General features: G+C 72.2%; 10 protein-coding genes. 6 read left to right on the forward strand and 4 right to left on the reverse strand.

Annotated elements, in window-relative coordinates; translation table 11 throughout:
• Nucleotides 1-140: 140 nt before the first annotated feature.
• Nucleotides 141-2,288, reverse strand: coding sequence for a hypothetical protein (locus tag NQZ70_RS38555; RefSeq protein WP_237244412.1), 2,148 nt, complete (start codon nt 2,286-2,288; stop codon nt 141-143).
• Nucleotides 2,289-2,680: 392 nt separating this feature from the next.
• On the opposite strand from NQZ70_RS38555, the gene NQZ70_RS38560 reads away from it, so the two are divergent.
• Both NQZ70_RS38560 and NQZ70_RS38565 read left to right on the forward strand, forming a co-directional pair.
• Nucleotides 2,681-3,466 (forward strand): TerC family protein, encoded by a 786-nt coding sequence (locus NQZ70_RS38560; RefSeq protein ID WP_129578688.1) that lies wholly within the window; start codon nt 2,681-2,683, stop codon nt 3,464-3,466.
• A gap of 156 nt (nt 3,467-3,622) precedes the next feature.
• Nucleotides 3,623-4,078 (forward strand): response regulator, encoded by a 456-nt coding sequence (locus NQZ70_RS38565; RefSeq protein ID WP_237244413.1) that lies wholly within the window; start codon nt 3,623-3,625, stop codon nt 4,076-4,078.
• Nucleotides 4,079-4,137: 59 nt separating this feature from the next.
• Here the strand turns inward: NQZ70_RS38565 and NQZ70_RS38570 are convergent, their stop codons facing one another.
• From NQZ70_RS38570 to NQZ70_RS38580, 3 genes are all read right to left on the reverse strand, one after another.
• The gene (locus NQZ70_RS38570; protein ID WP_129578690.1) at nt 4,138-6,252 is read right to left on the reverse strand and encodes a S9 family peptidase; all 2,115 of its coding nucleotides are present in this window, start codon (nt 6,250-6,252) and stop codon (nt 4,138-4,140) included.
• 190 nt (nt 6,253-6,442) lie between these two features.
• Nucleotides 6,443-7,201, reverse strand: coding sequence for a ferritin-like domain-containing protein (locus NQZ70_RS38575; protein ID WP_129578691.1), 759 nt, complete (start codon nt 7,199-7,201; stop codon nt 6,443-6,445).
• Entirely contained in the window at nt 7,198-8,397 is a 1,200-nt protein-coding gene (locus tag NQZ70_RS38580) for a hypothetical protein (protein WP_129578692.1), read from the reverse strand. The genes NQZ70_RS38575 and NQZ70_RS38580 overlap by 4 nt, the downstream gene beginning before the upstream one ends.
• A gap of 172 nt (nt 8,398-8,569) precedes the next feature.
• Between NQZ70_RS38580 and NQZ70_RS38585 the strand changes: the two genes are divergently transcribed.
• From NQZ70_RS38585 to NQZ70_RS38600, 4 genes are all read left to right on the forward strand, one after another.
• Complete coding sequence (locus NQZ70_RS38585; protein ID WP_129578693.1) at nt 8,570-10,096, forward strand: deoxyribodipyrimidine photolyase; 1,527 nt, start codon at nt 8,570-8,572, stop codon at nt 10,094-10,096.
• Between the two features lie 197 nt (nt 10,097-10,293).
• The gene (locus NQZ70_RS38590; RefSeq protein WP_129578694.1) at nt 10,294-11,016 is read left to right on the forward strand and encodes a VTT domain-containing protein; all 723 of its coding nucleotides are present in this window, start codon (nt 10,294-10,296) and stop codon (nt 11,014-11,016) included.
• A gap of 105 nt (nt 11,017-11,121) precedes the next feature.
• Nucleotides 11,122-12,720, forward strand: coding sequence for a serine/threonine-protein kinase (locus NQZ70_RS38595; RefSeq protein WP_129578695.1), 1,599 nt, complete (start codon nt 11,122-11,124; stop codon nt 12,718-12,720).
• A complete protein-coding gene (locus NQZ70_RS38600) occupies nt 12,717-13,712 on the forward strand; it encodes a preprotein translocase subunit TatA (RefSeq protein WP_129578696.1) in 996 nt (331 codons plus the stop codon). The genes NQZ70_RS38595 and NQZ70_RS38600 overlap by 4 nt, the downstream gene beginning before the upstream one ends.
• Nucleotides 13,713-13,934: the final 222 nt, after the last annotated feature.

Genomic DNA, 13,934 nt, shown 5'->3' on the forward strand with positions numbered 1-13,934 from the left:
GTGGGGGAGCTAAGACCGTAGCGCGCCGTCGCGGCGGAGCCAGGTCGCCGGCGCGACGCGAGCCTCGCGCCAGCCTCGCTCCTGCCTCGCGCCAGCCTCGCGCCAGCCTCGCGCCAGCCTGGCCCTGAGCCCGGCCGCGGCTAGCGTTGCGGCGGCTTTGGCTCGGTGAGCTGGTAGACATGCTCGACGAACGCCGGGACGAGCTCCCGGGCGACGATCCACAACCGCCCTTCGCCGAGGTCGTTCAGGCCGGCGGGACCGTCGTAGCTGAGCCTGCCGCTCTCGCCGAAGTAGATGAACGACGGCCGATCGTGGCCCCGGAACCACGCGCACGCGGCGTCGACCAGCGGGGCGAAGGCGGCGTCCCCGCCGGGGCGCATGGGGACGAGGCGGACCGAGTCGAGCAGCCGGAAGAGGTTCGTGCCGAGCTCGCCGAGCTCGAGGACGGCGGCCGCGACGGCCTCGCCGCGCTGGCGCGCGACGAGGATCGCGCGCTCCCGCTCGAGGCCGGCGCTGCGCCAGCGCTCGACGCAGGGGCCCATCGCGAGCCTGCCCGGCACGAGATCGAGCGCCTCCGCGTACGGGCGCGGCGACGTCGCGCACAGCTGGCCGAGCAGCGCCGCCTGCTCCGACGGGGTCGCCTCGCCGATCTCGAGCGGCGCCCCGTCCGCCCCGGAGGGCCCTCGGGGCAGCGCCGGGACGTCGACGCCCATCAGGCGGAACGGGAGCGAGAGCGCGAGCCCCGTCGCCTCGTGCCTGCGGGCGAATTCGAAGAACGACCGCTCGTTCCACGAGACGTGCGCCTCGGCGTAGACGATGACCCACCGGCACTCCGGGTCGGCCAGCGCGTACTCGCAGCAGCGCGTGAAGATGTCGCGGAGCACCTGGCGGGAGCTCAGGTTGGAGGCGCTCTTGGGCCGCTTCGCGAGCTGATGAAACATCCACGTGCCGTGGTAAGGCTTCATCACCGAGAAATTGCCCTCGATGCCGTGCTCGGAGAGGCAGGTGACGTTGTGCAGGAGGTGCGGCACCGCCGCGGCCCGCTGCGCCATCCTCATGAAGCTCGGCCGCATGGCCTCGAAGTTCTCCGGCCGCCGCCCGGAGAGGTTGAAGTAGCCGGACGAGGCGAAGAGGTCCCAGAACTCCGCCTGCCAGGCCGTCCCCCCGTAGGTGGTCGCGTGCAGGATGCGGGACACGAGCCGCAGCCAGCGCCGCTCGTCGTCGCGCTTCGCGGCGACGACGCGCACGCTGGAGAGCTGCCCGGCGCCGTCCTCGGCCGCGGACACCGACCGCACCTCGCCCTTCAGGTGGATCACCCCGTCGTCGCCGTCCGGGAGCTCCAGCGCGAGCTTGAGCCGCGGATCGAGCGGCGGCTGCCCCTCGCGCACCGCGAGCCGCAGGCTCGAGAACGACACGTCGACCACCTCGGCCACCACCGGCGGCAGGTGGAGCCAGTCCGGGTGCAGGAAGCGCGCGGTGAGCTCGACCTCGACGCCCCGCTCGTGGAGGCTCTGCCGGAGGCGCTCCACGCGCGCCGGCAGCGCGGACACGATCTCGCCCGGGCGCACCTGCTCCGCCCGGATGTTGAACCGGAAGACGGAGCTGTGCCCGGCGATCTCGACCGCGGACGCCTCGCTCCAGCCCTCGATGCCGAACCAGCGGACCGTCCCGATCCCCACCTCGCTGAGCATCACGCACAGGGACGGCGCGCTCTCGGCGGCGCGGCGGACGATGCCCTTCTTGCGCAGGAGGACGCTCAGGATGTCGCGCACCCGCCGCGGGTCGTCGATCACCTCGCGCACCTGCCCGGCCTCGGCGGCCGAGGACCGGAAGAGGCTCGAGGCCGCGGCCTTGGCCGCGCCGGCGTCGACGAGGGCGCGCAGCGCCTCGCGGATCTGGCCGCTCGCGCGCGCGGAGACCTCCTGGAACGAGAGCCCGATGAGCGGGCCCCGGAGGCCCATCGACTGCAGCACGAGGAGGGCGGGGATCGGGCCGATCTCGTCACCGCGGAAGCCGAGGCGCACGAGGACCACGCTGCCGAAGGGGAACGACGTCTGGTAATCGGGCTCGATCCAGGCGCCCATCGCGCCGAGCAGGACGACCGGGTAGCTCGGATCGAGCCCCTCGATGCGCAGCCAGACCTCGTCGCCGTCCAGCCAGCACGCCTCCGGCTCCTCGACCGGCAGATCGCCCTGCAAGCGCGCTCGCCCGAGCGATAACCCGTCAGCGCCGCCGCGGGCAGCCCAGCCCCCCTCCTGCCCGAATCCGATCTTCGGAACCAGCGTCACGAGGTCTCCCCCCCCTCCATGAGACTACCTGTTGCAGGTGGAGAACAGACGACCACGCCGCTTCGCCGGTGTGGCGAAAAGACACAGCGCCCCGCGGCGAGCTCGCCAACACCCCTCAGGAGCTCACCTGGAAGCCAGGAAGGAGGCAGATCCACTTGATCGTACTTCCATATCATCTGTACCGGATCGCGACATCCTGCGTCAAGCGCCGGGCCTTTCCCTTTCAAGCCCGCGCGCTCACGCGAGGGCCCACACCGACGCTGGCCGCGGCCCCGCGCCCTGAACGCGGGAGCAAGATCGCCCTGGATCCAGCCGGAGAGCGGGCCATCGCGGGACGACGTCGCGGGCGTTCGCGCCGCGTCATGCTACAAAGGGCCACCCCGATGCCCGACATGAGCGCCTTTCTGCACGCCGACGGCTGGCTCACGCTCGCGACGCTCAGCGCGCTGGAAATCGTGCTTGGAATCGACAACATCGTCTTCCTTTCCATCATGACGGCGAAGCTGCCGCCCGAGCAGCAGCCGCTCGCGCGCCGCATCGGCCTCTTGCTCGCCCTCGGGATGCGGCTGCTCCTCCTGCTCGCCATCTCATGGGTCATGGGGCTCAAGGCGACCCTGTTCACCCTGTTCGGACACGGCTTCAGCGGTCGTGACCTGATCCTGCTCGGCGGCGGTGTATTCCTGATCGGCAAGGCGACCCACGAGATGTTCGACAAGCTCGAGGTCGAAGATCCCAAGGGCGCGCCGTCGAGGGGCGGGGCGTCGTTCCCCTCGGTCATCGCGCAGATCGTGCTGCTCGACATCGTCTTTTCGCTCGACTCGGTCATCACCGCCGTCGGCATGGCGCAGCACATCTCGATCATGATGGTGGCCATGTTCGTCGCGGTGGGCGTGATGCTCGTCTTCGCCGGCAAGATCGGCGCGTTCATCCACCGCCACCCGAGCATGAAGATCCTCGCGCTGAGCTTCCTGCTCCTCATCGGCGTCGTGCTGGTGGCCGACGGCATGGGTCAGCACATCAGCAAGGGCTACATCTACTTCGCCATGGCGTTCTCGCTCGGCGTCGAGCTCATCAACATGCGCCTCCGGCTGCGCCAGAAGCCCGTCCAGCTGCACACGCGGATCGGGAGCTCTCCGGAGCTCTCGCAGGCGCCCGGGCAGGCTCCTCGGGGGAGCTGAGGCCGCGCGGGGGCGCCGCGGCGAGGGCGGAGACCGGGGCCGCCGGAGCGAGCTCCGGGAGAGCCTGTAAACAATTCGCACAGATGCGGTGTCCGAGGGTAGACGGCGAGAGCGGCCGGTCCCAGAAGTGACACCGGAGTTCTCCACGAGGTGAGCGTGAGCGACGAGCAGGGAGACGCAGGACGGGGGAGGCGGCGCGTCGTCGTCGTCGACGACGACGACGCGATCGTCGAGACGCTGGAAGAGGTGCTGCTGGCGGAAGGCTATGACGTCGAGGGGTACACCGATCCGCTGGAGGCCCTGGAGCGGCTGCGCTCCCAGGCGCCGCCGGACGTCATCATCCTCGACTGCGTGATGCCGTTCCTGGACGGGCCGCGCCTCCTGGAGACGCTCGCGGCCGAGGGGAGAGCGGTGCCGGTCGTGCTCGTGACCGCGCTCAGCGATCCCGGCTTCTGCATCGACCCGGACCACCCGGACGCGACGAGGATCATCAACAAGCCGTTCGACCTGGAGCAGCTGCTGGAGACGCTCGACGACCTCTCGAGCGCGCCCCCGGTGAGCGGGCCCGGGTCGCGGCGGCGCGCGCGGGCCTCGTCGACGCAGCAGACGTAGCGACGCGCGGCGGCGAGGCCCGCGGCGCGCGACGCCGGCGGGCCTCGGCAGCCGCGGGATCAGGGCTGGGGGACCGCCGCGGCGAGGTCGTGGACGACCTCGGCGCCGACGGGGACGGTGAGGCTCGCCCCCTGGAAGTCACCGCCGATCGGCTCGTAGGAGCCGCCGAGGCACTGGGCCAGGAAGGTCTCCGCGATCGCGTTGAACGACATGGAGTTCTCCGGGCGGGCGAAGCCGTGGCCCTCGTCGGGGTACAGCGCGTAGGTCACCGGGATCCCCTTGCTGGTCATCGCCTTGACGATCTGATCGCTCTCGGCCTGCTTCACGCGCGGATCGTTGGCGCCCTGGCCGATGAGGAGCGGCCGCTTGATCTGGTCGGCGCGGTAGAGCGGCGAGCGCACGCGCAGGAGCTCGCGGCCCGCCTCGGTGCGGGGGTCGCCGACCCGCTTGGCGAAGAGCTCGAGCATCGGCGCCCAGTAGGGCGGGATCGACTCGAGCAGGGTCACGAGGTTCGACGGGCCGACGATGTCGACGCCGCAGGCGAAGGTCTCGGGCGTGAAGGTGAGGCCGACGAGCGTCGCGTAGCCGCCGTAGCTGCCGCCCATGATCGCCACGCGATCCTTGTCGGCGATGCCCTGCGCGACCGACCAGGCCACCGCGTCGAGCAGGTCGTCGTGCATCTTGCCCGCCCACTCGAGGTCGCCCGCGTTGATGAACCTCTTGCCGAAGCCCGTCGAGCCGCGGAAGTTGGGGCTCAGCACGGCGTAGCCGCGGTTCGCGAGCCACTGGTGCATCGGATCGAGGCGGAACGAGCTGCGCGCCCAGGGGCCGCCGTGGACGAGGAGCACCGTCGAGAGCGGCTTGTCCGGCTTGCCGTCCCCGTCGGGGTCGGCGGCGCGCGGCAGCGACAGGTAGCTCACGAGCTCGAGGCCGTCGCGCGCCTTGATGACGATGGGCCGCATCTTCACGAGCGGCTGCGACTCGAGCGCCGTCCGGTTCGTGAAGAGGAACGTCGCCTTCTTCGAGGGGCGATCGTAGAGGTAGTACCGGACCGGGCCGTCGGAGACGGTGTAACCGACGGTCCACCGCTTGTCGTCGAGCGAGCGGCTCAGCACCTCGAGGTCGCCGTCGGCGACCGCGCGGAGGGCGTCGAGGTCCGGCTGGAGGCTCTTGTCGATCACGTGCCAGCGCTTGCGCTCGTGCTCGGAGGCGGCCGCCTGCACCTTTCCGGTCCCCGGGTGGACGATCACCCCGCTGACATCGGCCTTCGCGTCCTCGGCGAGCACCGCGGGCTTCGCGGTCCTCGGGTCGAGGGTGACGAGCGCGGCGGTGTCGCGGCCGCGGCTGTCCCGGAAATAGAGCGTCTTGCCGGTCGCGTCGAAGCCGATCGCCCCGCTCGTCGCGGCGTCCTCGTGCCCGAACGCGACGAAGGGCTTCGGCTCCTTGCCGGTGATGTCGAGGAGCTCCTGGCCTCCGTCGCCCGTCATCCGCACCGCGAGCCGCGCCTTGAAGTCGTCGTCGGCGACGAACCCCGCGAACCCGTCGTTCTGCCGCACGAGCTTGCGCTCGCCGGTGCGGACGGAGACGCGGTAGAGGTCGTGGTGCTTCTTGTCCCGATCGTTCATGCCGATCAGGATCTCGTCCGGGATCTTCTTGCTCACCCCCTCGAACGTCGCGGAGATGCCCTCGAACGGCGTGAGGTCCTTGATCTGCCCGGTCTTGAGCTCGACGGCGTAGACATGCCAGTTCTCGTCGCCGCCCTTGTCCTGGCGGTAGAGGACGTAATCGCTCGCGTACGGGAACAGGAAGGCGCGCACGCCGCGGGTCTTTTCCTTCGTGACCGGCTTGGCCGAAGAGGGATCCGAGGCGGGGCCGACCCACAGGTTGAGCACGCCCTCGGCGGGGGCGAGGAACCCGAGCCGCTGGCCATCCGGGCTGATCTTGGGAGACGCGCGATCGGGGTTGCCGAAGAGGACGCGCCGCGGCAGGAGCGTCGCGTCGGCGCGCGGCGCGGCCTTCGCCGGCGCGGCGGGCGCCGCGGCGGCCGGGGCTGCCGGGGCCGGCGCGGCGGCCTGCTGGGGCGGCGCGGGCGCGGGCGCGGGAGCGCCGCCGCACGCGAGCGGCGCGAGGAGGGGCAGCAGGAACAGCGATCGGAGCTTCTGGGGCAGGTCCATGGATTCACCCGAGGCGCGGAGCCAGCGGCGGCATTCCGCATGCGCCGCGCCCGCGCCCCGAGGGTCATACCGAGATCGCCGAGGCAGGTCTACGGCCGCCGCGCGGGCCGCGCGCCTCGTGGCGGCGCCCGATCGCCCGGCCCGCGAGGCGCGCCGGGCGGCTCGCTGCGGTGTCGTGGTGGTGGGCGCGTCAGGCGGCTTGTTGCGGCGTCGAGGTGGTGGGCGCGCCGCGCGCGTCGAGCGCGAGCTTGCAGGACAGCCACCCGCGCACGAGCTCGAGGTGGCGCACCTCGCGCTGCTCGGCCACGCGGAACTCGGCGGCCATGTCGTCCTGGCCGTACGCGGTCGCCAGATCGATGAGCATCCGCCAGCTGTCGTTGTCCGTGAGCTCGGCGACGAGCAGCGCCTGCAGGCTCTGTCCGAAGTTGATCCTCGGCTCGACGGCGACCGAGAGCACGCCGGCCGACGCCAGGCCGATCACGTCGGCGCTGGGCGTCATCGCGGTCGGATCGGCCCCGAGCCGCTCGATCGCGCGCTTCAGCAGCGCGAAGTGCCGGAGCTCCTCGTCGCGGATCGCCTCGAGGTCTGCGCGCGTGGGGCCTCCCTCGAAGCCCCCCTCGGCGTCGTACTTGGCGATCACCGCCTCGTAGAGGCGCGTGCCCGAGCGCTCGAACTGGAGGCGCTCGCCGAGCTTGTCGATGAGGAGCGCCGGCGGCCTGCCCTGGATGAGCTCCCCGGCCGCCTTGACCACGCCCTTGAGGCTCACCGGCGGCGGCACGCTCCCGACCGTGCCCGACTCCCGCGCATACTCGCTCCTGACCGCCGCGGCGTCGGCCTCGCTCCCGGAGGAGCTCGGCGGGACCGCCTGCGCGAACTCGATGAGCTCCTTGCTGTCGATGGGCGAGGTCGCGATGCCCGTGGTGTTGGTCCCGATCGTGATCTGCTTCATGGCGTCGCCTCCTTCTGTCCGTCGATCTTCTCGGCGCGCCGCGAGAGCTCGGTGCCCGGCGTGAACTGGTAGCCCGCGGCCGCGATCTCGGAGGGCGAGCCGGCGGAGTTCATCTGCCGCCGATAAGCGAGCGTCGCCGCGCTCTCCGGGATGACGTTCGGGTCGACGATCCGCTCGCCGACGGCGCGCAGGTGAACCTCCCGGGAGAGCACGTCGCGCACGAACTGGCGATGGCTCTTGTGGGAGACCGGGTCCGGGAGCGAGGCGGGCAGGATCTCGGCCGCGTCGCGCCCCTCGAGCCGGTTGAAATGGTCGATGGCCACGTGGAGCTGCCCGAGCTCGTAATCGAGGAACCGCTCCCAGATCCGCTTGAGGTGGGCGTTCTGCTCCTGCTGGAGGCAGCTCCAGTAGTTGTAGACCTCGTTGGCCTCGTGCAGGACCCACTTCTCGAGCCAGGTCTCCTCGGGGCTGATCATCGACTCGTACTGGGTGACGTGCTGCTCCTCGATCGAGGCGATCTCGGCGTAGAGCAGCCGCGCCACCGGGTCGGCGAAGAACGGCCCGACGTTGACGTAGTAGTTGTGGGTCTGCTGCTCGGCGGCCATGATCGTGAGCGCGTTGAGCTTCGTGATCGGGCTCGCGGTCTCGCGGTCGTACGGCGCGCGCACGTCGTCCTCGGGGGCGCGGTGCTCCACCGCGGTGGGGCGACCCACGGTCACGTCGGTGTACGATTGCAGGAGGTTGTTCGCGTCCTTGCCTTCCAGGCGATCGAGGAGCGCCGAGTAGCGGTAGAGGTGGTCGTAGTCCTCGAGCATGCCGAAGCGGTAGACCTGCGCGAGGTACGGGTCGGGCTCGGACAGGGCGGCGTGCGCGGTGATCTCGATGGCGACCTGCTCGTAACCGATGGTGGTCTCGAGCGGCGACTGGTCCGGCGGGTTGAGCCAGTTCACCAGCGTGACCTGGTGGTGGTCGACGCGCCGCACCTGGGCGAGCACGCGGCGGAGATCCCGGTTCATGCGCGCGAAGCTGTGCAGGAACCGCACGCTCTCGAGCTCGATGCCGTTCATCAGGATGACGCGCACCCGGGTGAACGCGTCGTCGTCGAGCTTGCTGAACGGCACCTGCACGAGATCGCGCCAGTTGAACGACTGGCGGTCGAGCGGAGTCCCCCGCTCCTTCAGGATGTCGAGAGCCATCTTTCCCCTCCTCGCGCGTCGCGCTCGTGCGCCGATGAGCGACCGCTGCGGCGGTACCTGAGGCCGCCCCCACCGCGGCGCAAGTAAGGGCGGATCCCGAGGGGCCGGGCCCCTCCGGGCGATCCTGCCCGGCGGATCCGCGCGCCCCGCCCGCGCCGTGCTAGGAGCTCTCGTGATCTCGAGCAGCGTCCCCGAGCTCCGGCTCCGCACCCGCAACGCGATGCCCGTCCGCGAGGACGGCGATTACGTGCTTTACTGGATGATCGCGAGTCGCCGGACCCGGTACAATTTCGGTCTGGAGCGCGCGGTCGCCTGGTCGCAGGCGCTCGATCGGCCGCTCGTGGTGCTGGAGGCGCTCCGGTGCGGCTACCGCTGGGCGAGCGACAGGCACCATCGCTTCGTGATCGACGGCATGGCCGACAACGCGCGCCGCCTCGCGGCGGCGGGCGTCCTCGCGCACCCGTACGTCGAGCCCGCCGCGGGGGCCGGCAAGGGGTTGCTCGGCGCGCTCGCGGCGCGGGCGTGCGTGGTCGTGACGGACGACTACCCGTGCTTCTTCCTCCCCCGGATGGTCGCCGCGGCCGCGCGGCAGGCGCCCGTCCGCCTGGAGCAGGTGGACTCGAACGGACTCTTGCCGATCCGCGCGGCCGATCGGGTGTTCACGACCGCGCGCTCGTTCCGCATCTTCTGGCAGCGGGTGATCGGCGAGCACCTCGGCGCGCAGCCGGCGGCCGATCCGCTGAGGAAGGCGAGGCTCCGGCCGGCGGCGCCGCTCCCCCGCGCGATCGCGCGGCGCTGGCCGGCGGCCTCTCCGGCGCTGCTCGGGGGCGACCCTGCCGCGCTCGCCGCGCTCCCCATCGATCACACCGTCGCGCCGGCGCCGCGCCGGGGCGGCCCGGAGGCGGCCGGCGAGGAGCTCGCGCGCTTCGTCGCGGAGCGGCTCCCGCGCTACCTGGAGGGGCGCGATCACCCCGACGCCGGCGCGGCGAGCGGCCTGTCGCCGTACCTGCACTTCGGCCACCTCGCGGCGCACGAGGCCTTCGCCGCCGTCGCCCGGCGCGAGGGCTTCCGCGCCGAGCGGCTCGGCCGCCCCGAGGGCGGCGTCCCCAGGCCGAGCGGCAGCCGCGAGGGGTTCTGGGGGATGAGCGCCTCGGCCGAGGCGTTCCTCGAGCAGCTCGTCACGTGGCGGGAGCTCGGGTTCAACGCGTTCGCGCTCGGGGCGAGCGAGGGAGACGGGCCTCGCCCCTCGTGGAAGCGCGATCCGACCGATTACGAGTCTCTCCCGGACTGGGCGCTCGCGACGCTGGCGAAGCACGAGCGCGACCGGCGCCCCCGCCTCTACCCGATCGAGGCGCTCGCGGCCGCGGCGACGGCCGATCGGATCTGGAACGCCTCGCAGGTCGAGCTCCTCCGCGAGGGTCGAATCCACAATTACCTGCGCATGCTCTGGGGCAAGAAGATCCTGGAGTGGTCGCGGACGCCGCGCGAGGCGCTCGAGGTGATGATCGAGCTCAACGACAGATATGCGCTCGACGGCCGCGACCCGAACTCCACGTCGGGCATCTTCTGGGTGCTCGGCCGCTACGATCGGGCCTGGGGTCCGGAGCGGGAGATCTTCGGCACGATCCGTTACATGTCGTCCGAGAGCGCCGCCCGGAAGCTGCACCTCAAGGAGTACCTGGCGCGCTACGCGCGGTAGCGCGCGCGCCCACGCCGGCGCGGGCGGCCGGCGCGGCCGCGCGCTCGCCCCGGGCATCCGGAAGGCGCCGCTGGGCAGCTCGTCTCCTGGGGCGCCGCGCGCCTCCGGGGCGCGGAGGAGGACCGGGCGAGGCGGCGCGCGCGGGAACGGCCGCGCTGGACGCCGGCGGGACGCCGGCGGCGGGGGCGCGGGCGGGGGTGCACGCGGGGTTCGACGCGGCCGCCGAGGTGAGCTATCGAGCGGGCGTGGAACTCCTCCGTGAATTTTTCAGCAGGCTGCGGGAGCTCGAGTCGCTCCTCGAGTGGGGCGGCTACCCCGTCCTGATGATGATCGTCTTTGCCGAGACGGGGCTGCTCATCGGGTTCTTCCTTCCGGGGGACTCGCTGCTCGTCACGGCCGGGGTGCTCGTCAATGCGGGGCTCATCAACCCTCTCAATCTGACGAACTTCCAGAACCTGCTCCTGATGAACGTCACGCTGATGACGATGGCGATCGTCGGCGACGCGGTGGGCTTCTCGATCGGGCGGCGCGCCGGGCCGAAGATCTTCACGCGCGAGCAGTCGCTCCTGTTCCGCAAAGATCACCTGATCGCGACGCAGAAGTTCTACGAGAAGCACGGCGGCAAGACGATCATCCTCGCGCGCTTCATGCCGTTCGCCCGGACGTTCGCCCCGGTGGTGGCGGGCGTGGGGCAGATGGCGTACCGGCGCTTCGCGATGTTCAATGTGGTGGGCGGCGTGCTCTGGGTCTTCTCGATGACCTTCCTCGGGTACTTCCTGGGCAAGGTCTTCGACGCGAAGCAGATCGAGCGGGTCGTTTATCTGATCATCTTCGTCTCGGTGGCGCCGGTCATCTTCGGGGCCATCAAGCACCGGCTCCAGCAGAAGAAGGCTGCCGAGCGGCTCGGGACCGAGCCGTAGCCTGCGCCGTCATGCGCGCTGGGCCGGCGACACCGCCGCTCGTGCTCCGAAGGCCGCCCGCCTCTTGTACTGCGCGCCACCTCCCCGCTACGCTCTCCACCTACCATGCCGCAGCAGCCCGCCGTCCCTTCCGGCGTCCCCGTGCCCGGCGACGTCCTCGCGGGCAAGTACCGCATCGAGCGCGTCCTCGGCGCGGGCGGCATGGGCGTGGTCCTCGCGGCGTGGCACCTCGTCCTGGAGCGCCGCGTCGCGGTCAAGTTCCTCCTCCCCGAGGCCGCCGCGCTCCCCGACGCCGGCGCCCGCTTCCTCCGCGAGGCCCGCGCCGCCGCCGCCCTCGACGGACAGCACATCGCGCGCGTCCTCGACGTCGGCCGGCTGGACTCGGGCGCGGCCTACATGGTGCTGGAGTACCTGACCGGCGACGATCTCGGCCAGGTGCTCCAGACCCGCGGCCCCCTCCCTCTCGCCGAGGCCGCCGACTACCTCCTTCAGGCCTGCGAGGCCATCGCCGAGGCCCACGCGCGCGGCATCATCCACCGCGACCTCAAGCCGAAGAACCTCTTCCTCACCCGCCGCCCCGACGGGACTCCCCTCCTCAAGGTCCTCGACTTCGGTCTATCGAAGTTCATCGCCACCGGCGATTCCGTCAAGGAGGCGAGCCTGACCGCGACCGGCCTCATCATGGGCTCCATCCATTACATGTCGCCCGAGCAGATCCGCAGCCTGAAGTTCGCGGATGTGCGCACGGACCTCTGGGCCCTCGGCGTGATCCTGTATCGCATGCTCACGGGGCGGCACCCGTTCGAGGGCGACAGCATCACCGCGGTCACGGCGGCCATCATGATGGACGCGCCCGTCTCCGTCACGGCGCTGCGGCCGGACGTGCCCCCGGCCGTCGCGGCGCTCGTGAGCCGGTGCCTCGTGAAGGACCCGAACGCCCGCGTCCAGAGCGTGACCGAGATCGCCCGCGTGCTCGCGCCTTTCGGGACGCAGCGCGCGAGGCTCGCGTTCGAGAGCATCGACCGCCTCCTGCCGGAGCCCGCGCCCCGCGCCGGCTCCTCGCCGGCCGTGGTCGCGCCCACCGTGGCGGCCGGCGCGTTCGGCGCGTCGTCGCCCTCGTGGATCGGATCGCCCGAGGCCGCGACGACGGCCCCGATGCCGGCGCCTCCTCCGGGCACCCCGTCGTCGCCCGGCAGCGAGGCGGCGGGGACGGCGCACGCGACGCTGCCCCACGCCTCCTGGGGCAACACCACGCGGGCCCGCGCGCCGCGGAGCCGCGTGGCGCTGCTCGCTGGCGCCGCCGGCGTGTGCTTGCTGGCCGGCTTCGCCCTCGCGTGGCGGCTCTCGCCGAGCGGGCCCGCGGACAGCGACGCGCCCGTGACCTCGCTCACAGCGCCCGAGCCCCCGTCGGCGTCCCCCGGCGCGGCCGCGGCGACGGTGGCGCCCGCCGCGGCTCCCACGGAGGCCGCGGCCCCTGCGCCGGCGCCCAGCCCGACGCCGGCGGCGAGCATCTCCACCGAGCCCACGGTGTCGCCGGCGGCGACGCCCGCGCCGCCGCCGAAGCCGAAGGCGACGACGGCGCCGAAGCCGACGGCGGCGAAGGGGACGTCGCCCGCAAGCGCCCCGCCCGCCGCATCGACCAAACCGCCGCCGGCGGCGAGCACATCCAAGGCGCTGCAAGACCATCGGAGGAGGTTCGATTGAGGCGAACGAGAGGCCTTTCGGCGATCCGCGGCGCGCTGTCGCTCGCCATCGTCTGCGCCGGCCACGCCGCGTCGGCGCAGCCGAAGGCGCCGAAGGACGAGGCGTACGGCCTCTTCCAGCAGGGCCTCGTGCTGGCGGAGGCGCACGACTGCCCGCGCGCGCTCCCGCTCTTCCGCAAGAGCCAGGCGCTGTATGCGTCGCGCGGCACGCTGTACAACCTCGCGCTGTGCGAGCGGGAGATCGGGCAGGTAGCGAGCGCGTGGCGCCACTTCAAGGAGCTGTTGCCGCAGCTCGAGGCCAGCGACCCCCGCCTGTCCAGCACCCAGCAGCAGCTCACGGAGCTCGAGCCGCGCCTGCCCAGGCTCGTCGTCACGCTCGCGGACGGCGCGCCGGCGCCCTCGGAGGTGGTCCTCGACCGGGCCGCGGTGCCGCAGGCCAGCCTCGGCAGCGATCTCCCGGTCGATCCCGGCGACCACGTGCTCGTCGCGAGGTGGGCGGACGGCCGGCAGGCCGAGGCGCGCGTGTCGGTCGACGAGGGGGCGCGCAAGAACGTGCGCCTCGAGCCGCCGCCGGTCGCCGCCGCGCCGACCCCGGTCCGCGTGTCCGACGCGCCGCAGGCCCCCTCGCCTCCCCCGGACGCCCCGCCGCCGGCCGCCTCCAGCGCGCGGCGGACGCTCGCCTTCGTGGTCGGCGGCGTCGGCGTCGCGGCCCTGGGCGGGAGCCTCATCACGGGCGGGCTCGCGATCGGCGCCAAGGGAGATCTCGAGAAGGAGTGCCCGGATCCTTCGCAGTGCAGCGACGAGGGCATGTCGCTGAAGTCCCGAGGCCAGACGCTCACCACCACGAGCACCGTGCTCGGCGCCATCGGCCTCGCCGGGCTCGGCGCGGGTCTGGTGCTCTTCCTGACGACGCCGGAGCACGGCACCTCGGTCGCCCTCACGCCCGCGATCTTGCCGGGCGGCGGCGGCGCGCTGCTGCACAGCCGCTTCTAGGGAGCCCCGGCAGCGCCGGCCGCGGCGCCCCGCAGAAAGGGCCGCCGGAGGCGGCCGTCGAGATCCCGGTCGGGATCCGGCCGCCGGAACGCGCAAAGCTCAATAAATTCGCACAATTATCATCATCCGCAAAAAAGATCGCCCGGCGTGTCGATCTTGCCCCGCCCGGTTCGTCGCGTCGGTAGAGCCAGGGACGTACCCCTGCCGGAGCCCGGAAGCCCG

This window comes from Sorangium sp. So ce836, from assembly GCF_028553905.1.
In the GTDB taxonomy this organism is placed as follows: Bacteria; Myxococcota_A; Polyangia; order Polyangiales; family Polyangiaceae; genus Sorangium; species Sorangium cellulosum_D.